This window comes from Ramlibacter sp. G4-7 (genome assembly GCF_057784995.1).
Genome location: NZ_JBYNTT010000011.1, coordinates 124,052 through 146,757 on the forward strand (window position 1 = coordinate 124,052; position 22,706 = coordinate 146,757).

Sequence of the window (22,706 nt, forward strand, 5' to 3'; positions counted from 1 at the left end):
CCGCCTGCGGCGGCCGTCCATCAGCCTTTGGGCGTACCCGGATGTCAGCCGGAATCCCGGCCGGCATCGGCCGCGTGGAACAGGTCCGGCGTGTGTTCCGCGGCGAGCGCGGGCGCCGGCTCCACGGGCGCCGTAAGGCTGCCCGCCCTGGCCAGCTTGCCCACCCGCACCCCCAGCAGGCGCAGGCGCTGCGCGAGCTCCACGCGCTTGAGCAACTGGCCGGCTGCACGCCGTATCGTGGCCGCATCGTCCGTGTAGTGGTCCAGCGTGACGTCGCGGGTCGCCGTGCGGAAATCTTCGTAACGCAGCTTGATGCCGATGGTGCGGCCCACGTAACCCTTGCGCCGCAGGTCACCGGCCACGCGCGTGCACAGGTCGGTGAAGATCGCCCCCAGTTCCGCGCGGTCGCGCACCGCATGCAGGTCGCGCTCGAAGGTGGTTTCGCGGCTCATGGACACGGGCTCGCTTTCGGTCACCACGGGGCGGTCGTCGCGGCCCCAGGCGGCGTCGTGCATCCAGTGGCCGTAGGCCTGGCCGAAGTTGTCGACCAGCCAGTCGCGGCTCTGCGCGGCGATGTCGCCGATCGTGCGCAGGTGCAGCCGGTGCAGCTTGGCTTCGGATTTCGGCCCGATGCCGTTGATCTTGCGCACCGGCAGCGGCCAGATCATCGTCTGCACGTCCTGCTCGTACACGATCGAGATCCCATTGGGCTTGTCGAACTCGCTGGCCATCTTGGCGATCAGCTTGTTGGGCGCGACGCCCAGCGAACAGGTCAGGCCGGTCGCCTCGAAAATGGACTTCTGGATCAGGCGCGCGAGCACGCGCCCGCCTTCGCGCTGGCCGCCCGGCACCTCCGTGAAGTCGATGTAGACCTCGTCGATGCCGCGGTCCTCCATCACCGGCGCGATCTCCTGGATCACCGACTTGAAGGTGCGCGAGTAGCGGCGCACCTCGTCGAAGTCCACCGGCAGCACGATCGCCTGCGGGCAGAGCTTGGCGGCCTTCATCATCCCCATGGCGGAACCCACGCCGAACTGCCGCGCCGGGTAGGTCGCGGTGGTGATCACGCCGCGGCCCACGTAGTCCTTCAGCAGCGGAAAGGCCTCGGGCGGGATGTGCGACAGCGGCCGGTCCGCGTAGCGCTCGCGGATCATGTCGTCCACGCGCCGGCGGCCGCCGCCGATGACCACCGGCAGCCCCTTGAGCTGCGGATAACGCAGCAGCTCCACGGACGCGAAGAAGGCGTCCATGTCCAGGTGGGCGACGCGGCGCATGCGGGTCACCCGGCGATTGTGCCGGGCACGGCCCTCAGTACGTCCCGGGCAGCAGGATGCCGCGGTCGACGTCGCGGATGTCCGTGCGGCCGCAGAACGCCATCGACAGGTCCAGCTCGTTGCGGATGATCTCCAGCGCCCGCTCCACGCCTTCCTGGCCCATGGCGCCCAGGCCATAGAGCATCGCGCGGCCGATGTACACGCCGCGTGCGCCCAGCGCCACCGCCTTGAGCACGTGCTGGCCGGAGCGCACGCCGCCGTCCATGTGCACCTCGATGCGGTCGCCCACCGCCTCCACGATTGCCGGCAGGGCGGAGATGGAAGAGGGCGCGCCATCGAGCTGGCGGCCGCCGTGGTTGGAGACGATCACGGCGTCCGCGCCCGAGTCGGCGGCGAGCCTGGCGTCCTCGATGTCCTGCACGCCCTTGAGGATCAGCTTGCCGCCCCAGCGGCTCTTGATCCATTCCACGTCCTGCCAGGACAGGCGCGGGTCGAACTGGCGCGCCGTCCATTCGGAGAGCGATCCCATGTTCTCGATGCCCTTGACGTGGCCCACGATGTTGCCGAACTGCCGGCGCTTGGTGCCCAGCATGCCCAGGCACCAGCGCGGCTTGGTGGCCAGGTTCAGGAGGTTGGCCACGGTGGGCTTGGGCGGCGCCGACAGGCCGTTCTTCAGGTCCTTGTGCCGCTGCCCGAGGATCTGCAGGTCCAGCGTCAGGACCAGGGCGGTGCAGCCCGCCGCCTTGGCGCGGTCGATCAGGCTTTCGATGAAGCCGCGATCGCGCATGACGTACAGCTGGAACCAGAACGGGTGGCGCCCGGTGCCTTCGGCCACGTCCTCCAGCGAGCAGATGCTCATGGTCGACAGCGTGAAGGGCACGCCCATGGCCTTGGCGGCGCGCGCGGCCAGGATCTCGCCGTCGGCATGCTGCATGCCGGTGAGCCCGGTCGGCGCGATGGCCACGGGCATGGCGACCTCCTGGCCCACCATGGTGGTGCGCAGGCTGCGCCCTTCCATGTTCACCGCCACGCGCTGGCGTAGCAGCAGCCGCTCGAAGTCCGCCTCGTTGGCGCGGTAGGTGCTCTCGGTCCAGGAACCGGAGTCGGCGTAGTCGTAGAACATCCGAGGCACGCGCTTTTTCGCGAGCACGCGCAGGTCCTCGATGTTGGTGATCACTGGCAAAGCGGCTCTCCTCGTTCGGCCACGATGGTAACGGCAAGCTCGACGGGCAACGCTGAAGTTTTTTCCGCGGCGCCTGAGCGGAAATGCACCCGGCCGCCCCTGCGCGTTTCCTCGGCTCCTACCTGCGCCAGCGTCTGCGAGGTGAGGGCCCCTTTTTCAGCTCCCCAGGCGCTTCCTGTGCCGCTCCACCTGCGCTCGCACCTGCGCCGGGGCGGTGCCGCCCAGCGTGTTGCGGGCATTGAGCGAACCGCGCAGCGAGAGGTGGTCGTAGACGTCCTTCTCGATGGTGGCGTTGAACTGCTTGAGCACTGCCAGGGGCAGCTCCGAGAGGTCGCAGTTGTGCGACTGCGCCGCCTTCACCGCGTGCGCCACCGTCTCGTGCGCGTCGCGGAAGGGCAGGCCCTTCTTCTGCACCAGGTAGTCCGCCAGGTCGGTGGCCGTCGCAAAGCCCTTGAGCGCCGCCTGCTCCATCGCCTGGGGCACCACGGTGATGCCGCCGGCCATCTCGGCGAAGATGCGCAGGGTGTCCTTGAGCGTGTCGACGGTGTCGAACAGCGGCTCCTTGTCCTCCTGGTTGTCCTTGTTGTACGCCAGGGGCTGGCCCTTCATCAGCGTGATCAGGCCCATGAGGTGCCCGACCACGCGGCCGGTCTTGCCGCGCGCCAGCTCCGGCACGTCCGGGTTCTTCTTCTGCGGCATGATCGACGAGCCGGTGGTGAAGCGGTCGGCGATGCGGATGAAGCCGAAGTTCTGCGACATCCAGAGGATCAACTCCTCGGAGAAGCGGCTCACGTGCACCATCACCAGCGCGGCGGCGGCGGTGAACTCGATGGCGAAGTCGCGGTCGCTGACGGCGTCCAGCGAGTTCTGGCAGACGCCCTCCATGCCCAGTTCCCTGGCGACGAACTCGCGGTCCAGGGGGTAGGTGGTGCCGGCCAGGGCGGCGGCGCCCAGGGGCAGGCGGTTCAGGCGCTTGCGCACGTCCAGCATCCGCTCGTGGTCGCGGGCGAACATCTCCACGTAGGCCAGCATGTGGTGGCCGAAGCTCACGGGCTGCGCCACCTGCAGGTGGGTGAAGCCGGGGAGCACCACGTCCACGTGGGCCTCGGCGATCTTCAGCAGGGCCTTCTGCAGGTCCTCCAGCAGGTCCGCGATGAGGTCGATCTCGCCGCGCAGCCACAGGCGCACGTCGGTCGCGACCTGGTCGTTGCGGCTGCGGCCGGTGTGCAGGCGCTTGCCGGCATCCCCCACCAACTGGGTCAGGCGCGCCTCGATGTTCAGGTGCACGTCCTCCAGGTCCAGCTTCCATTCGAAGGCGCCGGAGCCGATTTCCTGGCGGATCTGGTCCATTCCGCGGCGGATGTCGGCCAAATCCGTTGCGGAAATGACACCCTGTCTTTCCAGCATCGCGGCGTGCGCCAGGGAGCCGGCGATGTCGGCTTGCCACAGCCTCTTGTCGAAGAACACGCTGGCGGTGTAGCGTTTCACGAGGTCGCTCATGGGTTCGCTGAAAAGGGCGGACCAGGCCTCGGACTTGTGATCGAGTTGGCTCATAAGGCGTGCAGGGATGCGCTGGGGGGATGGGCTGGACGGTCGCTTCACCAATAATGCGGGCAGGAAGGGGGCCCGGCCGGGCGCGCCAGCGCGCACTGACTCTGATGGACGACTCACAACTATTATCCGCGTTCCAGGAATTGTCCCGCCGGCAGGCGGCGGTCAAGCCGCGCCCGCGGATGTCCTTCGACGTGTGCCAGGCGGGCGTGGTGCTGCGCGTGGTGCTGTTCGTCGAAGCGGTGATGGCCGTCGCGGCCGTTTTCCGCGCCACCACCTGGATGGACTGGGTGCAGGCGCTGGCCATTGCCAGCGGCGCGGCATTGCCGGCCACGGCGGCGTGGCTGCTGATCACCTGTTCCTGCGAGCGGCTGCTCGCCCGCCTGCCGTCACCGGGGCAGCAGGCCGTCTGCCTGGCGCTGGGCGCCGCCGCCGCCTTCGTGGCCTGCGAGCTGCTGGCCATGGCGGGCGTGCTGGGCATGCCGCCGCGGCTCGCGTCGGCCTTGGCCGGCCTGCTGCTGGCGTGCGTGGTGGTCAACGCCCTGGTCCTGCGGGACAAGGGGCGCATGCCGGCCGAGACGGCCGCCCGGCTGGCGGAGCTGCAGGCGCGCATCCGCCCCCACTTCCTGTTCAACAGCCTGAACAGCGCGATCGCGCTGGTGCGCGAGGACCCGACCCGGGCCGAACACCTGCTGGAGGACTTGAGCGAGCTGTTCCGCCACGTCCTGGTGGCCAAGGCCGACGCGGCGACCCTCTCGCAGGAGGTGCAGGTCGCGCGCCACTACCTGGACATCGAGCAGGTGCGCTTCGGCGACCGCCTGCGGGTGGAGTGGTCCATCGATCCGAACGCCGGCAAGGCGAAAGTGCCGGCCTTGTTCCTGCAGCCCTTGGTGGAGAATGCGGTCAAGCACGGCGTGGAGCCGAGTCCGACCGGGGCGGACGTGAAGATCACCATCCAGAAGAGGGGCAGCGTGGTGGTGATCAAGGTGACGAACACGGTGCCGGCCGGCCAGGGGAAGCCGGGGCATGGCGTGGCGCTGGACAATGTACGCGACCGTCTTCGCCTGCTGCACGACGTGCAGGCGGAATTCCAGACGGCACTGATCGACGGACGCTACCAGGTGCGCATGGAAGTGCCTGCGTAGCGAGAGAGATTTGGAGGGGAACCATGGGCCTGAAGATGCTGTTGGTCGACGACGAGCCGCTCGCGCGGTCTCGCATGCGCACGCTGCTGGCGGACTGCAAGCTGCCACCTGCCGAAGTCGCCGGGGAGGCGGCGAACGCGGCACAGGCGATGGAGCACCTGCGGCGGCAGGCTTTCGACGGCGTGTTGCTGGACATCCACATGCCCGGGGCCGACGGCCTGGCGCTGGCGCAGGTGCTGCGCACGCTGCCGGAACCCCCGGTCGTGGTCTTCGTGACGGCCTATGCGGAGCACGCGGTCACCGCCTTCGAGCTGGAGGCCGTCGACTACCTCACCAAGCCCGTGCGGCTGGAGCGCCTGGAGCAGGCACTGGTGCGCGTCGAAAAGGCCCGCCAGGCCCGTGACGGGGGCGCCGAGCCGGAGCAGGAGGTGCTGGTGATCCAGGACCGCGGCCGCACCGAGCGCGTGCCGGTCAACGAGGTCCTGTACTTCAAGGCGGAACTGAAGTACATCACCGTCCGGACGGCCGCCAGAAGCTATATCCTCGACGGTTCGCTCAGCGAGCTGGAGGAGCGCCACAGCGCCCAGTTCCTGCGCGTGCACCGCAATGCGCTGGTCTCCCGGCGCGCGGTGCGGGCACTGGAAAAGCACTTCGACGCCGAGGAGGGCGAAGGCTGGGCCGTGCGCCTGAACGGGGTGGAGGAATCGCTGTCCGTCTCGCGCCGGCAACTGAGCGCCGTGCGGGAGGCGCTCGCAAGCTGACATCTCAGGAAACAGGGACTCGCTGGAGTCAAAGGCCAAAGTGAGTTCCGAACCTTCCCAATCTGTCGATTCTTCGCAGGCGACCGAGATCGACGACCTCCCGCGCACGCCGGTGGACCCGCTCAATCCGCCGCACGTGCTGCTGCACCTGCCGGAGGGCGCGCGCAACGTCGCGCTCACGGTGCTGGTGGTGATCGCCGCGCTGGGCGTGCTGCGCTACGCCAGCGGCTTCTTCATCCCGCTGATGCTGGGCCTGGTCTTCAGTTATGCGCTGTCGCCCGTGGTCGACTGGCTGCAGGCGCGCAGGGTGCCGCGCGCGCTGAGCGCCGCCGTGCTGATCCTGGGCATCCTCGGGGTCACCGGCGCCTCGGCCTACTCGCTGGCGGATGACGCCAACGAACTGATCACCTCGCTGCCCGATGCCGCCCGCAAGGTCCGCGACGTGATCCGCAAGCCGCAGCAGAAGGCCTCCCCCCTGGAGACCGTGCAGCAGGCGGCCACCGAGCTGCAGAAGGCCACGGAGGCGACGGCCCCGGCCAGCACGCCGCGCGGCGTGACCCGCGTGATCGTGGAAAAGCCGCGCTTCGACCTGCGCGAGCACCTGTGGACCGGCACCGTGGGCCTGGCCAATGTCCTCGGCCAGACGGTGATCGTCACCTTCCTCACCTACTTCCTGCTGCTCTCGGGCGACACCTTCCGCCGCAAGCTGGTGAAGATCGCGGGACCGGGGCTGGCGGAGAAGAAGCTCACCGTGCAGGCGCTGGACGAGATCAACGCGCAGATGCAGCGCTACCTCCTGGTGCAGCTCGTGGCGAGCGTCGCCGTGGGCGTCACCACGGGGATCGCGTTCGCGCTGCTGGGGCTCAAGCACGCGGCCGTCTGGGGCGTGGCGGCGGGCGTTCTGAACCTGGTGCCCTACGTGGGCTCGGTGGTCGTCACGGGCGGCGCCGCCCTGGTGGCGTTCCTGCAGTTCGACGGCAGCATCAACATGGCGCTCGCGGTGGCCGGCGTTTCACTCCTGATCAACACCATCGAGGGCAACCTGCTGGTGCCGCTTGCCACCAGCCGCGCCAGCAGCATGAACCCGGTGGCCGTGTTCATCGGCGTGCTGGCCTGGGGCTGGTTGTGGGGCGTGTGGGGGCTGCTGCTGGGGATTCCGGTGCTCATGGCGGTCAAGGCGGTGTGCGACCGCGTGGACCACCTCAAGCCCATAGGCGAGCTCCTCGGGAACTAGCCGAAAATAGGGGCATGAGCGAAAACACCGAACGTCCTCCGCTGCCCGACCACCTCTCGGCCGACCCGCGCAGCCCGCACCACGTGAAGGCCATCTTCGAGCACGACGTGGGCATCCGCTTCAACGGCAAGGAGCGCACGGACGTGGAGGAGTACTGCGTCAGCGAAGGCTGGGTGAAGGTGCCCGCCGGCAAGACCCTGGACCGCAAGGGGCAGCCATTGATGCTCAAGCTCAAGGGGAAGGTGGAGGCGTTCTACAAGTGAGCATGGCGCCGGGGTTCGCTGGCGGACCGTCCACGGCCCCGCCGCGCCAATCCCCGCTGCGTCGTCACCCCGTATTGCGCAACCCCGCCGCGATCCCGTTGATCGCGAGATGGATCCCCCGCCGCTCGCGCTCGTCCGCGCTGCGCTCGCGCCAGCGGCGCACCAGTTCCACCTGCAGGTGGTGCAAGGGATCGATGTAGGGAAAGCGGTGGCGGATCGAGCGCGCCAGGGCCGGGTTGCTGGCCAGGCGCTGCTTCTCGCCGGAGATCAGCGCGATGGCTTCCACCGTGCGCTGCCACTCCGCCTCCATCGTGCCGAAGATGCGCCTGCGCAGGCGCGCGTCGGGCACCAGGTCCGCATAGCGCCGCGCCAGCGCCAGGTCGCTCTTGGCGAGCACCATGTCCATGTTGGACAGCAGGGCCTTGAAGAAAGGCCATTGCCGGTACATGCGCTGCAGCTGCGCCGCCTGCTCCTTGCGTCCGCCGGCCGCGAGGAAGGCCTCGACCGCGGAGCCGAAGCCGTACCAGCCATTGAGCGTCAGCCGGCACTGGCCCCAGCTGAAGCTCCAGGGGATGGCACGCAGGTCCTCGATCTTCTGCGTGGCCTTGCGTGACGCCGGGCGCGAACCGATGTTCAGCTCCGCGATCTCGCGGATGGGCGTTGCGCTGAAGAAGAAGTCCACGAAGCCGGGCGTCTCGTACACCAACGCGCGGTAGGCCTTCATGCTCGCCTGCGACAGGGCCTCCGCGGCCTGCAGGAAGGCCTTGGACGCGGGCTTCGTGGGCTGCAGCAGCGTCGCCTCCAGCGTCGCCGCCACCAGCGTCTCCAGGTTGCGCCGGCCGATCTCCGGGTTGGCGTACTTGGAGGCGATCACCTCGCCCTGTTCGGTCAGGCGGATCTGGCCGCGCACGGTGCCGGGCGGCTGCGCCAGGATCGCCTGGTAGCTCGGGCCGCCGCCGCGCCCCACGGTGCCGCCGCGGCCATGGAACAGGCGCAGCTGGATGTCGTGCGCATTGGCGAGCTGGTCGAACAGGTCCACCAGCGCGATCTCCGCGCGGTACAGCTCCCAGTTGCTGGTGAAGATGCCGCCGTCCTTGTTGCTGTCGCTGTAGCCCAGCATGATGTCCTGCTCGCCGCCGGAGCGCTGCATCATCTTCGCGATGCCGGGGAGGGCATAGAACTCGCGCATGATGGGCGCGGCATGGCGCAGGTCCGCGATGGTCTCGAACAGCGGCACGACGATCAGCGCGGTGTGCGCGGCCTGGTCCAGCGTGCCTTGCAGCAGGCCGACTTCCTTGTGCAGCAGCATCACTTCCAGCAGGTCGCTGACCGCCTCGGTGTGGCTGATGATGTAGTGGCGGATCGCCTGCGGCCCGAAGCGCTGGCGCATGGCCACCGCGGTCTCGAAGATCGCCAGTTCCTTGCGCGCGTGCTCGCTGTACTGCACGCCCATGACGCGCAGCGGGCGCGCATCGGACAGCAGCTTGAGCAACACCGCCCGCTTGCCTGCCTCGTCCAGCGCACGGTAGTCCGGTTCCACCCGCGCGGTGGCGAGCAGTTCCGCCACCACTTCCTCGTGCTGCTCCGAGTTCTGCCGCAGGTCCACCGTCGCCAGGTGGAAGCCGAACACCTCCACCGCGCGGATCAGCGGGTGCAGGCGCTGGTGTACCACCGCGCCGCCGTGGTTGGCGAGCAGGGAGTCGCGCAGCGTGCGCAGGTCGGCGAGCAGGTCCTCGGCGCGCCAGTACGGGCTCTGCGGCGGCAGCACGTGCCGCGCCGCGTCGCCGCCGGTGAATTCCTTGAGCGAGCCCGCCAGGCGCGCGTAGATCCAGCTGACGGCGCGCCGGTAGGGCTCGTCCTGGCGGTGCTCGTTGGTGTCCGGCGAACTGTCGGCCAGGGCCTGCATCTGCGGCGTCACTTGCACCAGCAGGGCGGACAGGGACAGCTCGCTGCCCAGCCAGAACAGCTCCGTCAGGTAGTGCCGCAGGGCCACCTCGCACTGGCGCCGCATCGCATAGGCGAGCGTCTCCGCCGTCACGTTGGGATTGCCGTCGCGGTCGCCGCCGATCCACTGCCCCATGCGCAGGAAGCTCGCCACGGGGTGGTTGCCCAGCGCCTGTTCCAGCTCGCCATAGAGCTTGGGGATCTCGCGCAGGAAGGTCGCCTCGTAGTAGCTCAGCGCCGTCTCGATCTCGTCGGCCACGGTCAGCCGGGTGAACCGCAGGAGGCGCGTCTGCCACAGTTGCTGCACACGCGCGCGCATCTGCAGCTCGTTGGCGGCGAGTTCGCGCGGCGCGAGGGCGTCGCGCGGCTGCGCCCGCGCCTTGATCTCGTCGCGTGCGGTGAGCAGGCGCGCGATGTCGCGCTCGGCGTCGAGGATGCTCTTGCGCTGCACCTCGGTGGGGTGCGCGGTGAGCACCGGCGAGAGATAGCTGTGCGCGAGGGTCTGCGACACGGTGCGCGCGTGGATGCCCGCCCAGCGCAGCCGCGCCAGCGCCACCTCGATGCTGCCTTCCTGCGTGTCGCCCGCGCGCTCGTGGACTTCACGGCGCCGGATGTGGTGCCGGTCCTCGGCCAGGTTGGCCAGGTGGCTGAAATAGGTGAAGGCGCGGATCACGCGCACCGCCTCGTCCCCCGAGAGCGTCTTGAGCACGGACTTCAGCTCGCGGTCCGCCGCCTGGTCGTCGTGCCGGCGGAAGGACACCGAGAGCTTGCGGATGCGCTCCACCAGCTCGTAGGTGTCCACGCCCTCCTGCTCCCGGATCACGTCCCCGAGGATGCGGCCGAGCAGCCGGATGTCCTCCACCAGCGGGCGTTCGTTTTCCTTGGCACGCCGCGCGGGCGGCTGCTCGGTCGCAGGCATCGTTCGCTTCCAGTGGGGGGATGCGGGGAATGCTAGCATCGACCACCACCGACGGATGACAAGCAGGTTACGACCTTGAGCCAGTTCACCATCGCCACGCGCGAGAGCCGCCTGGCTCTCTGGCAGGCCGAACACGTGCAGGCCTTGCTGCAACAGCGCGGCCACCCGGTCGCCCTGCTCGGGATGACGACCCGGGGCGACCAGATCCTGGACCGCTCGCTGAGCAAGGTCGGCGGCAAGGGCCTGTTCGTCAAGGAGCTCGAAGTCGCGCTGGAGGAAGGGCGCGCCGACCTCGCGGTGCACTCGCTCAAGGACGTGCCCATGGACCTGCCCGCCGGCTTCGCGCTGGCCTGCGTCCTGGAGCGCGAGGACCCGCGCGATGCCTTCGTCTCGAATGCGTACGGGCAGCTGTCCCAGCTGCCGCAAGGCGCGGTGGTGGGCACCTCCAGCCTGCGCCGCGTGGTGCTGCTGCGCGCGCTGCGGCCGGACCTGAAGATCGAGCCGCTGCGCGGCAACCTCGACACGCGGCTGCGCAAGCTCGACGACGGCCAGTACGACGCGATCGTGCTCGCCGCGGCCGGCCTCAAGCGCCTGGGGCTGGCCAGCCGCATCCGCCAGGTCTTCGAGCCGACCGAGATGCTGCCGGCCGCCGGGCAGGGCGCGCTGGGCATCGAGATCCGGTCCGAGCGCGTCGACGTGGCGCAGGCGCTGGCGCCGCTTGCCAACCAATCCACCTGGCTGGCCGTGGCGGCGGAGCGCGCCGTCAGCCGCGCCATGGGCGGCAGCTGCTCCATGCCGCTGGCGGCGCACGCGCATTTCGATGGGGAATACCTGCAGCTGCATGCCGCCTGGGGCGATCCGGACCAGGCCGGCGTGCTGGTGCGCGCCCGCAGTGCCGACGTGGTGGCCGACCTGGAGCAGGCGGCCGCCCTGGGCGAGGCGGTGGCTGCGCGGCTGCGTGCCGGCGGGGCGCGTTAGCCGATGCGCGTCGTCGTGACGCGCCCCGTGCAGGAGGCCGAGCGCTGGGCGGCGCGCCTGCGCGAGCGCGGCCTGGAGGCGCTGGTGCTGCCGCTGCTGGCCATCGCCCCCGCGCCCGATGCCGCAGCCCTGGGCCGCGCGGCGGCGGACGCCGACCGCTATGCGGCCGTCATGTTCGTCAGCGCCAATGCGGTGCAGGGTTTCTTCGCTGCCCAGCCGACGTTTCTGCGCGCGCGCGCCTGGGCGCCGGGGCCGGCGACGCAGGACGCCTTGCGGCAAGCGGGCGTGCCCGCGACCCGCATCGATGCGCCCGCGCCCGATGCGGCCCAGTTCGATTCGGAAAGCCTCTGGCAGCAGGTGCAAGGGCAGCTGAAGAGCGGGGACCGGCTGCTGCTCGTGCGCGGCGGTGACGCGGACGGGCGCGGGCAGGGCCGCGACTGGCTGCTGCAGCAAGTGCAGGCGCTGGGCGTGGGCGTCGACACCGTCGTGGCCTACACGCGTGCCGCACCGGCCTGGGGCGAGGCCGAATGCGCGGGGGCGCGGCAGGCCGCCGGCGATGGCTCGCTGTGGCTGTTCAGCAGCTCGGAAGCAGCGAACAACCTGCGGTCGCTGCTTCCTGGCCAGGACTGGTCGCGGGCGCGGGCGCTCGCCACCCACCCGCGGATCGCGCAGAGCGTGCGCGCACTGGGATTCGGTGATGTGCAAGCCACACATCCGGGGTGGGACGCGGTGCTCGCGTCGATAGAATCATCCCGATGAGTTCGCTGCCTCCGTCGTCTCCGCCACCGCCCGAGCTGCCCCCCGTGCTGCCGGCGCCGCCTGGCACCGTGGGCGAGGCGCACGTGCGCTCCGCCACCGTGTCGCGCGGCACGCTGATGGCCCTGGTCCTGCTCGCGGGCGCCGGGGTGCTGTCGAGCCTGATGCTGTGGCAGCGCCTGTCGAACATCCAGGAGCAGCTGGCGCGCCAGAGTGCCGACACCGGCGCCAATGCGATCGAGGCGCGGGCGCTGGCGCGCCAGGCCCAGGACGTCGCGCGCGACACCGCGGCGCGGCAGGTGGTGCTGGAGTCGCGCCTGTCGGAGGTCGCGCTGCAGCGTGGCCAGCTGGAAGACCTGATCCAGAGCCTCTCGCGCTCGCGCGACGAGAACCTGGTGGTGGACATCGAATCGGCCCTGCGCCTGGCGCAGCAGCAGACCCAGCTCACTGGCAGCGCGGAACCCCTGCTGGCGGCCCTGCGCACCGCGGACCAGCGGCTCGCGCGCGCCGCGCAGCCACGGCTGGCGCGCCTGCGCGTGTCCATCACGCGCGACATCGAGCGCATCCGCGCCACCACCGTCACCGACGTGCCGGGGCTGCTCGCGCGCCTGGACGACATCGTGCGCCAGGTCGACGAGTTGCCGGTCGCCAATGCGGTGCCCGCGCGCTCGCTGGCCGCGGAAGCTCCGCGCAAGACTGCCTCCGCCTCCTCCCTGCCGGCGATCTGGTGGGAACGCTGGCGCGACGCCGTGCTGGAAGACGCCCGGGGTCTCGTGCGCGTGAGCCGCATCGACCAGCCCGAGGCGATGCTGGTGGCGCCGGAGCAGGCCTTCTTCCTGCGCGAGAACATGAAGCTCAAGCTGCTGAACGTGCGCCTGTCGCTGCTCGCGCGGCAGAACGAGGCGGCGCGCGCCGACGTCAGCGCGGCCACCGCGGCGCTGACGAAGTATTTCGACGCCTCGTCGCGCCGCACGCAGGCGATCGCGACGCAGCTGCAGCAGGTGCAGGCGCAGGTGCGCACCGCGGACCTGCCGCGGATCGACGAAACGCTCGCCGTGCTGGCGACGCTGGGCGCCGGGAAGTAAGCCATGCGTGCCGCGCTCTGGTTGCTGATCCTGTTCGCCATCGCGGTGGCGGGAGCCTTGTTCGCGGGCAACAACCAGGGCACGGTGACGCTGTTCTGGCCGCCTTACCGCATCGACCTGTCGCTGAACCTGGTGGTGCTGCTGCTGGTCGGGTCCTTCTTCTTCGTGCACGCGGTCATGCGTGCGCTGGCCGCGCTGTTCGACCTGCCGCGCCAGGCGCTGCGCTGGCGCACCCAGCAGAAGGAGCGCGCCATGTACGGCGCGCTGCTCGAAGGCCTGTCGCACATGCTGGCCGGCCGCTTCATCCGCGCACGCAAGGCGGGCGAGGCGGTGCTGGAACAGGAAGCCTCGCTCACCGCGTCCGGCCAGAAGCCGGCGAATGCCGCGCAGCTGCGCGCCGTCGCCCACCTCCTCGCCGGCGAATCGGCGCATGCCCTGCAGGACCGCGCCGCGCGCGAGGAGCACCTGCAGCAGGCGCTGGCCCAGGCGTCGGCGCGCGATGCGCAGGAAACGCGCGAAGGCGCCTTGCTGCGCGCCTCGCGCTGGGCCCTCGATGACCGCGACCCCGAAGCGGCGATGCAGCTGCTGCAGGAACTGCCGCAGGGCGCGGCGCGGCGCACGCTGGCGCTGCGCACGCGGCTGCGCGCCTCGCGCCAGGCCGGCCAGCCGCTGGAAGCCCTGGAGACGGCGCGCCTGCTCGCCAAGCACCATGCCTTCTCGCCGGTGGCGGCGCGCAGCATCGTGCGCGGACTGGCCATCGACCTGCTCAATGGCGCGTACGACATCGCCCAGCTGCACCGCGCCTGGACCGCGCTGGAGCCGGCGGAGCGGGTGATGCCCGAGATCGCCATCCATGCGGCGCAGCGGCTCGTGGCCCTGCGGGGCGAACCGCGCATCGCGCGCGACTGGCTGCTGCCCGTGTGGGAAGCGCAAGGCGAACTCAACGACGGCCTGCGCGTGAAGCTGGTGTGCGCGCTGGAGGAGGGCCTGGACTCGCTGGACGCGGCCTGGCTCGCGCGCATCGAGGCGGCGCAGAAGGCGAACCCGCGTGACGCGACCCTGCAGTACCTGGCCGGCATGGCATGCATGAAGCGACAGCTCTGGGGCAAGGCGCAGCAACTGCTGACGCAGGCTGCGCTGGGCCTGCAGGATGCCAGGCTGCACCGCAATGCCTGGCGCGCGCTGGCCGAGCTCGCCGAGCAGCGCGAGGACACGCAGTCGGCGGCGATCGCGTGGAAGAGGGCGGCGGGGGAGTGAGGGGTAGGGTGGTGGTGAGGGCAAGCGAACCCCACCGCGCAAATAAAAAGGGCGCACGAGGCGCCCTTTTTATTTGCGGTGAACCCGCCGTCAGAACGGCAGATCCATGTTGCGCAGGTCGCGCTTGGTCTCCACCAGCACCAGCGGACCTTCGTCGGATGCGACCACCGGCGGCCGCTCGCGCGGCACGTGCGCGGGCTTCGGTTCGGCGGCGATGGCGGCCTGGGCCGCCGCGATCTTGTGGGCGTCCGAGTTCACCCACTGCAGGCCCGAGCCTTCGGCCACGTTCCTGAGGTCGTCGATCGGCAGCGCGAAAGGCTGCACGCGCGGCACGCCACGCGTGTGGATCGCCTCGGCGCGCGGGGCCTGCTGCGCGGCGGGCTGCTCCGCGCGTGCGGCCGGGGCGGCTGCCTGCTGCGGCGCGCGGCCGGCGGCATGGTGCTCCTCGGGCAGCGGCGCGTGGCCGGCGAACACTTCCATCTCCGCGGGGGAGACTTCGGCGCCGGTCGCCACGACGGCCTCGTTGGGGCGCTCGGTGCGGTCGCCACGTTCGCGGCGGTCGCGGCCATAGCGGTCGCGCGAACGGCGGTCGCGGCGCTCGCCCTGCTCACCCTCGGGGCGGGCCTCGTCGAAGTGCGTGTGCGACTCCAGCACCGGATTGGCGCCCGGAGGCAGCAGCGACTCGGCCGACTCGGTGACGTCACCGACGGATCCCGCTGCGCCGGCCAGGGCAGCGGCGGCGTCGGCGGGCGCGTCTTCGCGCGGACGGCGTTCGCCCCGCTCGCGGCGCTCACCGCGCTCACCGCGCTCACCGCGTTCACCGCGCTCACCGCGCTCCGGCCGCTGCTCGGCCGACACGCCTTCGCCTTCCGGTGCGGGCACGAAGCCCTCCGGCATCTCGCCGCGCGTCTCGGTGACATCGCGGGTTTCGCGCGCCTGGCGCTCGGCTTCGCGGCGCAGGCGCGCCTCGTGCCGTTCGCGGCTTTCCGGCGGCTCGCGGTCGTCGCGCGGCTCGCGGCCTTCGCGCGCAGCCCGCGGCTCGCGCTGTTCACGCGGCTCGCGTTGCTCGCGTGCTTCACGCGGCTCGCGTTGCTCGCGTGCTTCCCGCGGCTCGCGTTGCTCGCGCGTTTCCCGCTGCTCGCGCGCTTCGCGGGGCTCACGCTGCTCGCGCGGCTCGCGGCCTTCGCGTGGCTCGCGTGCTTCCCGCGGCTCGCGCTGTTCCCGTCCTTCGCGCTGCTCGCGCGCTTCCCGGGGTTCGCGCTGCTCGCGTCCTTCCCGCTGTTCGCGGCCGCCGCGCTCCCCGCGCTCGCCACGTTCACGCCGGCCTTCGCCGCGCGGCTGGCCGTCGCGCTGCTGCTGCTCGGGTCGCTGCTGGCCTTCGGCCGCTTCAGCGCCGGCGCGCTGGTCACGGCGCGGTTCGCCATCGCGGCGGCGGTCGCGCCCGCCACGCTCGCCGCGTTCGCCACGGCCATCACGGCGGCCGTCGCGGCGGCCATCGCCTCGCCCTTCGGCGCGCTTCTCGTCACGGCGCGGCTGCGCGGCAGCCGGTGTCACGGTCGGCGTCACCGCCGGGGCGGCGGGCGCGAGACCGAAAGCGGTCTTCAACCAGGAGAAGAAGCCACGCTCGGCCGGCGCTGCCGGTACCGGCGTCGCGACCGGCGCGGGGGCCGGGGCGGTGGTGGCCGCCGGTGCGGCCTTGGCGACCGGTTCCGGCGCCGGCGGCCTGGCCACCGGCATGGGCGCGGGCGCGTCGGGCAGCACGCCCTTGATCAGCGGCTCCTGCTTGTTCACGCGCTCGTGCGAGCGGCGCGTCACGGTCGTGGGGTCCTCGAACTCCTCGGCCATGTGGTAGCTGGCCTTGAGGTTGTCCAGGCGCGCATCGTCGTGCTTGAGGCGTTCCAGCTTGTAGTTGGGCGTCTCCAGGGACTTGTTGGGCACCATCAGGACGGCCACGCGCTGCTTCAGCTCGATCTTGGCGATCTCGGTGCGCTTTTCGTTCAGCAGGAAGGAGGCGACTTCCACCGGCACCTGGCAGTGCACGGCCGCGGTGCCGTCCTTCATGGACTCTTCCTGGATGATCCGCAGGATCTGCAGCGCCGAGCTTTCCGTGTCGCGGATGTGGCCGTGGCCGCCGCAGCGCGGGCAGGGGATGGAAGCGCCTTCGGACAGGGCCGGGCGCAGGCGCTGCCGGCTCATCTCCATCAGGCCGAACTTGCTGATGGAGCCGAACTGCACGCGGGCGCGGTCCTGCCGCAGCGCGTCGCGCAGGCGGTTCTCCACCTCGCGGCGGTTCTTGGACTCCTCCATGTCGATGAAGTCGATGACGATCAGGCCGCCCAGGTCGCGCAGCCGCATCTGGCGCGCCACCTCGTCGGCGGCCTCCAGGTTGGTGCGGGTGGCGGTTTCCTCGATGTCGCCGCCCTTGATGGCGCGCGCCGAGTTCACGTCGATCGAGACCAGCGCCTCGGTGTGGTCGATCACGATCACGCCGCCCGACGGCAGCTTGACCTCGCGGGCATAGGCCGACTCGATCTGGTGCTCGATCTGGAAGCGGCTGAACAGCGCGGCGTCGTCGCGGTAGCGCTTCACCCGGGCGGCATGCTCGGGCATGACGTGCGCCATGAACTGGTGCGCCTGCTCGTAGATGTCGTCGGTGTCGATGAGGATGTCGCCGACGTCGTGATTGAAGTAATCACGGATCGCGCGGATCACCAGGCTGGACTCCTGGTAGATCAGGAACGCGCCCTTGCCGCCCTTGGAGGCGCCTTCGATGGCGGTCCACAGCTTGAGCAGGTAGTTCAGGTCCCACTGCAGCTCGGGGGCGCTGCGGCCGATGCCGGCCGTGCGCGCGATGATGGACATGCCGTTGGGATATTCCAACTGGTCCATGTTCTCCTTGAGCTCCTGCCGGTCCTCGCCCTCGATCCGTCGGGAAACTCCACCGCCGCGCGGGTTGTTGGGCATGAGCACGACGTAGCGGCCGGCCAGCGAGATGAAGGTGGTCAGCGCCGCGCCCTTGTTGCCGCGCTCTTCCTTCTCCACCTGGACCAGCAGTTCCTGGCCTTCCTTGATCGCCTCGTTGATGCGTGCCTGGGACACGGACACGCCGGCGGCGAAGTACTGCTTGGAAATCTCCTTGAACGGCAGGAAGCCGTGGCGGTCTTCGCCGTAGTCCACGAAGCAGGCCTCGAGCGAGGGTTCGACCCGCGTCACGACCGCCTTGTAGATGTTGCCCTTGCGCTGTTCGCGCCCTTCGATCTCGATTTCGTAGTCGAGCAGTTTCTGCCCGTCCACGATCGCCAGCCGGCGTTCTTCCGCCTGCGTGGCGTTGATCAGCATCCGCTTCATAGCGTCACCTTCTTGTTGTCAAAACAACCAGGACCCTCCTGCGAGAGGTCCAACGATGCCCGACGGACGCGACGAAACGGATGGAATTGCCGGAGTGCGGAAAGGCCTGCCGAGCGCTAGCTCAGCAACCTTCGCAAAGGCACAGGGATGAGGGCGAGAGGACGCCAGCGCCGCGCCGCAGGGACTGCGGTGGGGAAGGAGCCCGCCAGTGGCCACGGTGCCTGCATGGCGGGCGCCGGCAGGAGCCAGCGCCAGAAAGCCAGGAGGTAAACCAGAAGCACCGTTTGTCTCGCTTTGATCCGTCCACCAGCCTTCGAGGGCTGGCGAACCTTGTATTCCGAATCAGTATTTCGAAGCGTCAGACCTGCCGGAAACGTGCGCGCCATGACGGGCTGTGGCCCGGAATCTGCACGCATCGCTGCCGGTGGCATCGACCTGCCAGGGCGCCGTGGTGGGGTGCGTGGACTAAACTGCCAGCCAAATCAACCACTTACGGCGTAACTCTGGTGAAACTGATTATAGGGGGCGAGCCGTCCCCTGCAAGCGCGGAGGTCCAATTTCTGACAGTGGGAGAGGAATCCGCGGGCCAGCGCCTCGATAATTTCCTCATCCGGATGCTCAAGGGCGTGCCCAAGACCCATGTCTACCGGATCATCCGCTCCGGCGAGGTCCGGGTGAACAAGGGCCGGGCCTCGGCCGACACCCGTATCGCCCTGGGCGACCTGGTCCGCCTGCCACCCGTGCGCCTGTCCCAGGCCGCGGCCGCCAAGGCGCAGAACCCTGCCCCCGCGCGCGAATTCCCCGTCCTGTTCGAGGACGAGCACGTGCTGGCCATCGACAAGCCGGCGGGCGTGGCCGTCCATGGCGGCAGCGGCGTGAGCTTCGGCGTCATCGAGCAGCTGCGGCAGGCGCGGCCCGGGGCGAAGTTCCTGGAACTCGTGCACCGGCTCGACCGGGAGACCTCGGGCATCCTGCTGGTGGCCAAGAAGCGTTCGGCGCTCACGAAGCTGCAGGACCAGTTCCGCGAGCGCGAGACCGGCAAGACCTACCTGGCGCTGGTCACCGGCGCCTGGCCGGCGAACAGGAAGGTGATCGACCAGCCCTTGCACAAGTACCTGCAGGCCGATGGCGAGCGGCGGGTGCGCGTCGTGGCCAAGGACGACCCGGACGGCATGCGCTCCATCACCCTCGTCAAAGTCGCGGAGCGCACTTTCCTCCCCCTCCCGCCGGCGGGAGAGGGCCGGGGTGAGGATGGCCGCGAAGCGACCCTGCTCGAAGTAACCATCAAGACCGGCCGCACCCACCAGATCCGCGTCCACCTCGCCAGCGCCGGCCACCCCATCGCGGGGGACGACAAGTACGGCGATTTCGAACTCAACAAGGCCCTGGCCCGGCAGGGCCTCAAGCGCATGTTCCTGCACGCGTGGCGGTTACAGTTCGACCATCCCGCCAGTGCGGAGCGCATCGCGCTGCAGGCGCCCCTGCCCCCCGAGCTGCAGAAATTCCACGACCATGTCCGCGCCTCCGCTCCGGTACGACCTGATCGCCTTTGACTGGGACGGCACCCTCTTCGACTCCACGAAGATCATCGTCCGCTGCATCCAGAAGGCCGTGCGCGACGTGGGCGGCACGGTTCCGACCGACCAGGCGGCGGCGTACGTGATCGGCATGGGGCTGATGGACGCCCTGGCCCATGCGGCCCCGGACGTGCCGCGCGAGCGCTACAGCGAGCTGGGGGCCAACTACCGCAAGCACTACCTGACGCACCAGGAAGACCTGTCGCTGTTCGACGGCGTGCTGCCCATGCTCGCCGACCTGCGCGCCCGGCACCACTGGCTCGCCGTGGCCACCGGCAAGTCCCGCCGCGGCCTGGACGAGACGCTGCGCGCCGTGGAGCTCGCCGGCCTGTTCGACGGCTCGCGCACCGCCGACGAGACCGCCGGCAAACCCGATCCGCGCATGCTGCACGAGCTGATGCGCGAGTTCGGCACCGAGCCCGCGCGCACGCTGATGATCGGCGACACCACCCACGACCTGCAGATGGCGCGCAATGCCGGCTGCCCCAGCGTGGCGGTCAGCTATGGCGCGCACGACACGGACGGATTCGCCGCCCTGGAGCCGGTGGCCATCGTGCATTCGGTGCGCGAGCTGCACGACTGGCTGCTCGAGAACGCATGAGCGGCGCGCCCGAGGACGCCGAGCTGGTGCCCCTGTGCAATTCCCGCGACCTGGTCGACGGCGGGCTCGCGGTGTCCTTCGACGTGGTCTACGGCGGCCAGACCTGCCGCGCGTTCGCCATCCGCTACCGCGGGCAGGCGCATGCCTACCTCAATCGCTGCACGCACGTCGCGATGGAGATGGACTGGCAGCCGGACCGCTTCTTCGACGACACGGGCGAGTGGCTCCTGTGCAGCACCCACGGCGCCGCATACCGGCCGGACACCGGCGCCTGCGGCGGCGGGCCCTGCCGCGGCTCCCTGGTGCGCATCTCCCTCTCGGAAAAAGACGGCGTCGTGCACTGGCATACTGCCTGGAATCTCCAACCGATCTCTTTCTAAGAGATTCCCCATGAACGACAACGACACCCTTCCGCCGGAACGTCCGGCCGAAGCGCCTGCGGCCCCGCCGGTCGTCGGCGCCGCCATTCCCGCGGCCGGTGCCCCCGGCTGGGAGCGCAGCACCATGGAGCGGCTGCTGTTCGCCACGCTGGAGGAGCAGCGCGCCCAGCGGCGCTGGCGCACCTTCGTGCGCCTGGCCTGGCTGGCCTTCTTCATCTTCCTGGTCTGGGTGCTCTCCTACAAGGGCAACGTCAGCGGCGAGAAGCTCACGCCGCACACCGCGGTGATCGAGATCGAGGGCGAGATCGGGCCCAAGAGCGAGGCCAGCGCCGAATTCATCATCGCCGCCGCGAAGGCCGCCTTCGAGGACGAGGGCTCCCAGGGCGTGGTGCTGCTGATCAACTCGCCCGGCGGCAGCCCGGTGCAGGCCGGCATCATCAACGACGAACTGCGGCGGCTCAAGGCCAAGTACAAGAAGCCGCTGTACGCCGTGGTGGAGGAGTCCTGCGCCTCGGCGGCCTACTACATCGCGGTCTCGGCCGACCGCATCTTCGTCGACAAGGCCAGCATCGTGGGCAGCATCGGCGTGCTGATGGAGGGCTTCGGCTTCGTCGGCCTCATGGAAAAGCTGGGCGTGGAGCGGCGCCTGCTCACCGCCGGCGAGAACAAGGGCTTCCTCGATCCCTTCAGCCCGCAGACGGAGCGGCACCGCCAGCACGCGCAGGACATGCTCAACGTGATCCACCGGCAGTTCATCGACGTGGTGCAGACCGGCCGCGGCAAGCGGCTGAAGGTGGACACGCCCGAGCTGTTCAGCGGACTGTTCTGGACCGGCCAGCAGGCGGTGGACCTGGGCCTGGCCGACCAGCTGGGCAACCTGGACTTCGTCGCGCGTGAGGTGATCAAGGCCGAAGACCTGGTGGACTACACACGGCGCGAGAACGTGGCGGAGAAGCTGGCCAAGCGCTTCGGCGCCGCGATGGGCGAGGGCGCGGTGAAGGCGCTGAGGACGGTGCAGCCGCTGCGCTAGCAGGGCGGTGGGGTTCGCTCCCGCTCACCTGCCGGCGGCGACGCCGCCGGCCTACATGCCGATCGCGAACACGGTCGGGGTGTCGTTGGAAACGGGGCAGGCCTGCTGCTTCCACGAGGAGGCGGTGGCACTGCGGCAGCGCGCACCCGGCAGCGTCAAGCCCGAAGCCAGCGCGATCCGCGTGCCCGGCTTCAGGGCCTGCACCATCGCCTGCCAGAGGGCGGCATTGCGGTAGGGCGTCTCGATGAAGATCTGGGTCTGGCCCGTGCGCTGCGCGAGCGCCTCCAGTTCGCGCAGCCGCTGCGTACGCTGCGCCGCCTCCTGCGGCAGGTAGCCCACGAAGGCGAAGTTCTGGCCGTTGAGGCCGCTGGCGGCGAGCGCCAGCAGCAGGGAAACCGGACCCACCAGCGGCACCACTTCGATCCCCAGGTCCTGCGCCGCGCGCACGACGGAGGAGCCCGGATCCGCCACGGCGGGCATGCCGGCCTCGCTCAGCAGCCCCACGTCCTCGCCTTGCAAGGCCGGCTGCAGCAGCGGCTTCGCATCGAAGGCGCCGGGCGCGTGGTCCCCCTTCTTGTGCACCTCCCGCGGCAACTCCTGGATGGCGTGTTGCTGGATGGGGGCCGCCAGCGGCTGCACTTCGCCCACGCGCTTGAGGAAGGCGCGCGCGGACTTGGCGTTCTCGCAGATCCAGCGGCTCAGGCCCGCCGCGACCGCGAGCGTGCCGGCGGGCAGCACCTGCGTGATCGGCGCCTGCTGCTCGCAGCCGAAGTCCAGCGGCGTGGGGACGAGGTAGAGCCGGCCGGCCATCAGAAGACGCGCAGGCCGGCCGCGCGCAGCATGCGGCAGGTCCGGATCAGGGGCAGGCCCACCAGCGCCGTCGGGTCGTCGCTGTCGATCGCCTCCAGCAAGGCGATGCCCAGGCCTTCACTCTTCGCGCTGCCCGCGCAGTCGTAGGGCTGCTCGGCGCGCAGGTAGGCTTCGATCTCGTCCTCGGCCAGCTCGCGGAAACGCACGCGCACGGGTGCGAGTTCATGCTGGGCAAAACCGCTGGCCTGGCACATCACGGTCAGCGCGGTCTGGAAGACGACCGTGCGGCCGCTCATGCGCCGCAACTGCGCCAGCGCGTTCGCATGGTTGCCGGGCTTGCCCAGCGGCTCGCCTTGCAGGTCCGCGACTTGGTCGGACCCGATCACCACTGCCTCGGGATGCCGCGCCGCCACTGCCGCCGCCTTGGCCGCCGCCAGGCGCCGGGCAAGCTCAGCGGGCAATTCACCCGCGCGCGGGGTTTCATCCACCTGCGGCGGCTCGACGGTGAAGGGCAGGCGCAAGCGCGACAGCAACTCGCGGCGGTAGACGGAGGTCGAGCCGAGCACGAGCGGGCGCGACGGGGACGTGGCCGGGGCAGGGGGCATCCCGG

19 protein-coding genes are annotated in these 22,706 nt (G+C 70.3%); 12 read left to right on the forward strand and 7 right to left on the reverse strand.

Features of this window, described 5'->3' with window-relative positions; genetic code table 11:
• Positions 1-44: 44 nt before the first annotated feature.
• The 3 genes from dinB to argH form a co-directional block, all read right to left on the reverse strand.
• Positions 45-1,274, reverse strand: coding sequence for a DNA polymerase IV (dinB, locus tag AC3EGR_RS16600; RefSeq protein WP_488547677.1), 1,230 nt, complete (start codon positions 1,272-1,274; stop codon positions 45-47).
• A gap of 34 nt (positions 1,275-1,308) precedes the next feature.
• Positions 1,309-2,457: an alpha-hydroxy acid oxidase gene (locus tag AC3EGR_RS16605; protein WP_488547613.1), complete on the reverse strand. Its 1,149-nt coding sequence runs from the start codon at positions 2,455-2,457 to the stop codon at positions 1,309-1,311.
• A 156-nt stretch (positions 2,458-2,613) separates the two neighbouring features.
• Entirely contained in the window at positions 2,614-4,011 is a 1,398-nt protein-coding gene (gene argH, locus AC3EGR_RS16610) for an argininosuccinate lyase (protein ID WP_488547614.1), read from the reverse strand.
• Positions 4,012-4,115: 104 nt separating this feature from the next.
• Here argH and AC3EGR_RS16615 point away from each other — a divergent pair, with 104 nt between their 5' ends.
• The 4 genes from AC3EGR_RS16615 to AC3EGR_RS16630 are packed head-to-tail and all read left to right on the forward strand — an operon-like array spanning position 4,116 to position 7,411.
• Positions 4,116-5,153, forward strand: a complete 1,038-nt coding sequence (locus AC3EGR_RS16615) for a sensor histidine kinase (RefSeq protein WP_488547615.1) — start codon at positions 4,116-4,118, stop codon at positions 5,151-5,153.
• Between the two features lie 23 nt (positions 5,154-5,176).
• Entirely contained in the window at positions 5,177-5,914 is a 738-nt protein-coding gene (locus AC3EGR_RS16620) for a LytR/AlgR family response regulator transcription factor (RefSeq protein ID WP_488547616.1), read from the forward strand.
• A gap of 40 nt (positions 5,915-5,954) precedes the next feature.
• The gene (locus AC3EGR_RS16625; protein ID WP_488547617.1) at positions 5,955-7,148 is read left to right on the forward strand and encodes an AI-2E family transporter; all 1,194 of its coding nucleotides are present in this window, start codon (positions 5,955-5,957) and stop codon (positions 7,146-7,148) included.
• 14 nt (positions 7,149-7,162) lie between these two features.
• Complete coding sequence (locus tag AC3EGR_RS16630; RefSeq protein WP_488547618.1) at positions 7,163-7,411, forward strand: DUF3297 family protein; 249 nt, start codon at positions 7,163-7,165, stop codon at positions 7,409-7,411.
• Between the two features lie 64 nt (positions 7,412-7,475).
• Here AC3EGR_RS16630 and ppc read toward each other — a convergent pair whose 3' ends face one another.
• The gene (gene ppc, locus AC3EGR_RS16635; RefSeq protein WP_488547619.1) at positions 7,476-10,274 is read right to left on the reverse strand and encodes a phosphoenolpyruvate carboxylase; all 2,799 of its coding nucleotides are present in this window, start codon (positions 10,272-10,274) and stop codon (positions 7,476-7,478) included.
• Positions 10,275-10,349: 75 nt separating this feature from the next.
• On the opposite strand from ppc, the gene hemC reads away from it, so the two are divergent.
• From hemC to AC3EGR_RS16655, 4 genes are read left to right on the forward strand one after another with little or no spacing between them, the layout of a single operon-like run.
• Positions 10,350-11,252: a hydroxymethylbilane synthase gene (gene hemC / locus AC3EGR_RS16640; RefSeq protein WP_488547620.1), complete on the forward strand. Its 903-nt coding sequence runs from the start codon at positions 10,350-10,352 to the stop codon at positions 11,250-11,252.
• A gap of 3 nt (positions 11,253-11,255) precedes the next feature.
• On the forward strand, positions 11,256-12,011 hold the full coding sequence (locus AC3EGR_RS16645) for a uroporphyrinogen-III synthase (protein ID WP_488547621.1): 756 nt from the start codon (positions 11,256-11,258) through the stop codon (positions 12,009-12,011).
• The gene (locus AC3EGR_RS16650) at positions 12,008-13,093 is read left to right on the forward strand and encodes a uroporphyrinogen-III C-methyltransferase (RefSeq protein WP_488547622.1); all 1,086 of its coding nucleotides are present in this window, start codon (positions 12,008-12,010) and stop codon (positions 13,091-13,093) included. The genes AC3EGR_RS16645 and AC3EGR_RS16650 overlap by 4 nt, the downstream gene beginning before the upstream one ends.
• Positions 13,094-13,096: 3 nt before the next feature.
• On the forward strand, positions 13,097-14,350 hold the full coding sequence (locus AC3EGR_RS16655) for a heme biosynthesis HemY N-terminal domain-containing protein (RefSeq protein WP_488547623.1): 1,254 nt from the start codon (positions 13,097-13,099) through the stop codon (positions 14,348-14,350).
• Positions 14,351-14,440: 90 nt separating this feature from the next.
• Here AC3EGR_RS16655 and AC3EGR_RS16660 read toward each other — a convergent pair whose 3' ends face one another.
• Positions 14,441-17,698, reverse strand: a complete 3,258-nt coding sequence (locus AC3EGR_RS16660; RefSeq protein ID WP_488547624.1) for an Rne/Rng family ribonuclease — start codon at positions 17,696-17,698, stop codon at positions 14,441-14,443.
• 506 nt (positions 17,699-18,204) lie between these two features.
• Between AC3EGR_RS16660 and AC3EGR_RS16665 the strand changes: the two genes are divergently transcribed.
• Genes AC3EGR_RS16665 through AC3EGR_RS16680 form a run of 4 tightly spaced genes read left to right on the forward strand, consistent with a single transcriptional unit; the run spans position 18,205 to position 21,286 of the window.
• Positions 18,205-19,251, forward strand: coding sequence for an RluA family pseudouridine synthase (locus tag AC3EGR_RS16665; protein ID WP_488547625.1), 1,047 nt, complete (start codon positions 18,205-18,207; stop codon positions 19,249-19,251).
• Positions 19,211-19,876 (forward strand): HAD family hydrolase, encoded by a 666-nt coding sequence (locus AC3EGR_RS16670; protein ID WP_488547626.1) that lies wholly within the window; start codon positions 19,211-19,213, stop codon positions 19,874-19,876. The genes AC3EGR_RS16665 and AC3EGR_RS16670 overlap by 41 nt, the downstream gene beginning before the upstream one ends.
• Entirely contained in the window at positions 19,873-20,256 is a 384-nt protein-coding gene (locus tag AC3EGR_RS16675) for a Rieske (2Fe-2S) protein (RefSeq protein WP_488547627.1), read from the forward strand. Before AC3EGR_RS16670 ends, AC3EGR_RS16675 begins: the two co-directional genes overlap by 4 nt.
• 10 nt (positions 20,257-20,266) lie before the next feature.
• Positions 20,267-21,286: a S49 family peptidase gene (locus AC3EGR_RS16680; protein ID WP_488547628.1), complete on the forward strand. Its 1,020-nt coding sequence runs from the start codon at positions 20,267-20,269 to the stop codon at positions 21,284-21,286.
• Between the two features lie 51 nt (positions 21,287-21,337).
• Here the strand turns inward: AC3EGR_RS16680 and AC3EGR_RS16685 are convergent, their stop codons facing one another.
• Positions 21,338-22,096, reverse strand: a complete 759-nt coding sequence (locus AC3EGR_RS16685; protein ID WP_488547629.1) for an SAM-dependent methyltransferase — start codon at positions 22,094-22,096, stop codon at positions 21,338-21,340.
• Positions 22,096-22,701 carry a Maf family nucleotide pyrophosphatase gene (locus AC3EGR_RS16690; RefSeq protein ID WP_488547630.1) on the reverse strand — a complete coding sequence of 202 codons (606 nt, stop codon included), beginning with the start codon at positions 22,699-22,701 and terminating at the stop codon, positions 22,096-22,098. The genes AC3EGR_RS16685 and AC3EGR_RS16690 overlap by 1 nt, the downstream gene beginning before the upstream one ends.
• Positions 22,702-22,706: the final 5 nt, after the last annotated feature.

Bases quoted from the DNA above. Each gene is read 5' to 3' on its own strand.
- argH (WP_488547614.1), bottom strand. From the start codon at position 4,011: ATGAGCCAACTCGATCACAAGTCCGAGGCCTGGTCCGCCCTTTTCAGC.
- AC3EGR_RS16675 (WP_488547627.1), top strand. From the start codon at position 19,873: ATGAGCGGCGCGCCCGAGGACGCCGAGCTGGTGCCCCTGTGCAATTCC.
- AC3EGR_RS16630 (WP_488547618.1), top strand. From the start codon at position 7,163: ATGAGCGAAAACACCGAACGTCCTCCGCTGCCCGACCACCTCTCGGCC.
- AC3EGR_RS16615 (WP_488547615.1), top strand. From the start codon at position 4,116: ATGGACGACTCACAACTATTATCCGCGTTCCAGGAATTGTCCCGCCGG.
- ppc (WP_488547619.1), bottom strand. From the start codon at position 10,274: ATGCCTGCGACCGAGCAGCCGCCCGCGCGGCGTGCCAAGGAAAACGAA.
- AC3EGR_RS16655 (WP_488547623.1), top strand. From the start codon at position 13,097: ATGCGTGCCGCGCTCTGGTTGCTGATCCTGTTCGCCATCGCGGTGGCG.
- AC3EGR_RS16690 (WP_488547630.1), bottom strand. From the start codon at position 22,701: ATGCCCCCTGCCCCGGCCACGTCCCCGTCGCGCCCGCTCGTGCTCGGC.
- AC3EGR_RS16650 (WP_488547622.1), top strand. From the start codon at position 12,008: ATGAGTTCGCTGCCTCCGTCGTCTCCGCCACCGCCCGAGCTGCCCCCC.
- AC3EGR_RS16620 (WP_488547616.1), top strand. From the start codon at position 5,177: ATGGGCCTGAAGATGCTGTTGGTCGACGACGAGCCGCTCGCGCGGTCT.
- AC3EGR_RS16645 (WP_488547621.1), top strand. From the start codon at position 11,256: ATGCGCGTCGTCGTGACGCGCCCCGTGCAGGAGGCCGAGCGCTGGGCG.
- dinB (WP_488547677.1), bottom strand. From the start codon at position 1,274: ATGCGCCGCGTCGCCCACCTGGACATGGACGCCTTCTTCGCGTCCGTG.
- AC3EGR_RS16680 (WP_488547628.1), top strand. From the start codon at position 20,267: ATGAACGACAACGACACCCTTCCGCCGGAACGTCCGGCCGAAGCGCCT.
- AC3EGR_RS16685 (WP_488547629.1), bottom strand. From the start codon at position 22,096: ATGGCCGGCCGGCTCTACCTCGTCCCCACGCCGCTGGACTTCGGCTGC.
- AC3EGR_RS16670 (WP_488547626.1), top strand. From the start codon at position 19,211: ATGTCCGCGCCTCCGCTCCGGTACGACCTGATCGCCTTTGACTGGGAC.
- AC3EGR_RS16660 (WP_488547624.1), bottom strand. From the start codon at position 17,698: ATGAAGCGGATGCTGATCAACGCCACGCAGGCGGAAGAACGCCGGCTG.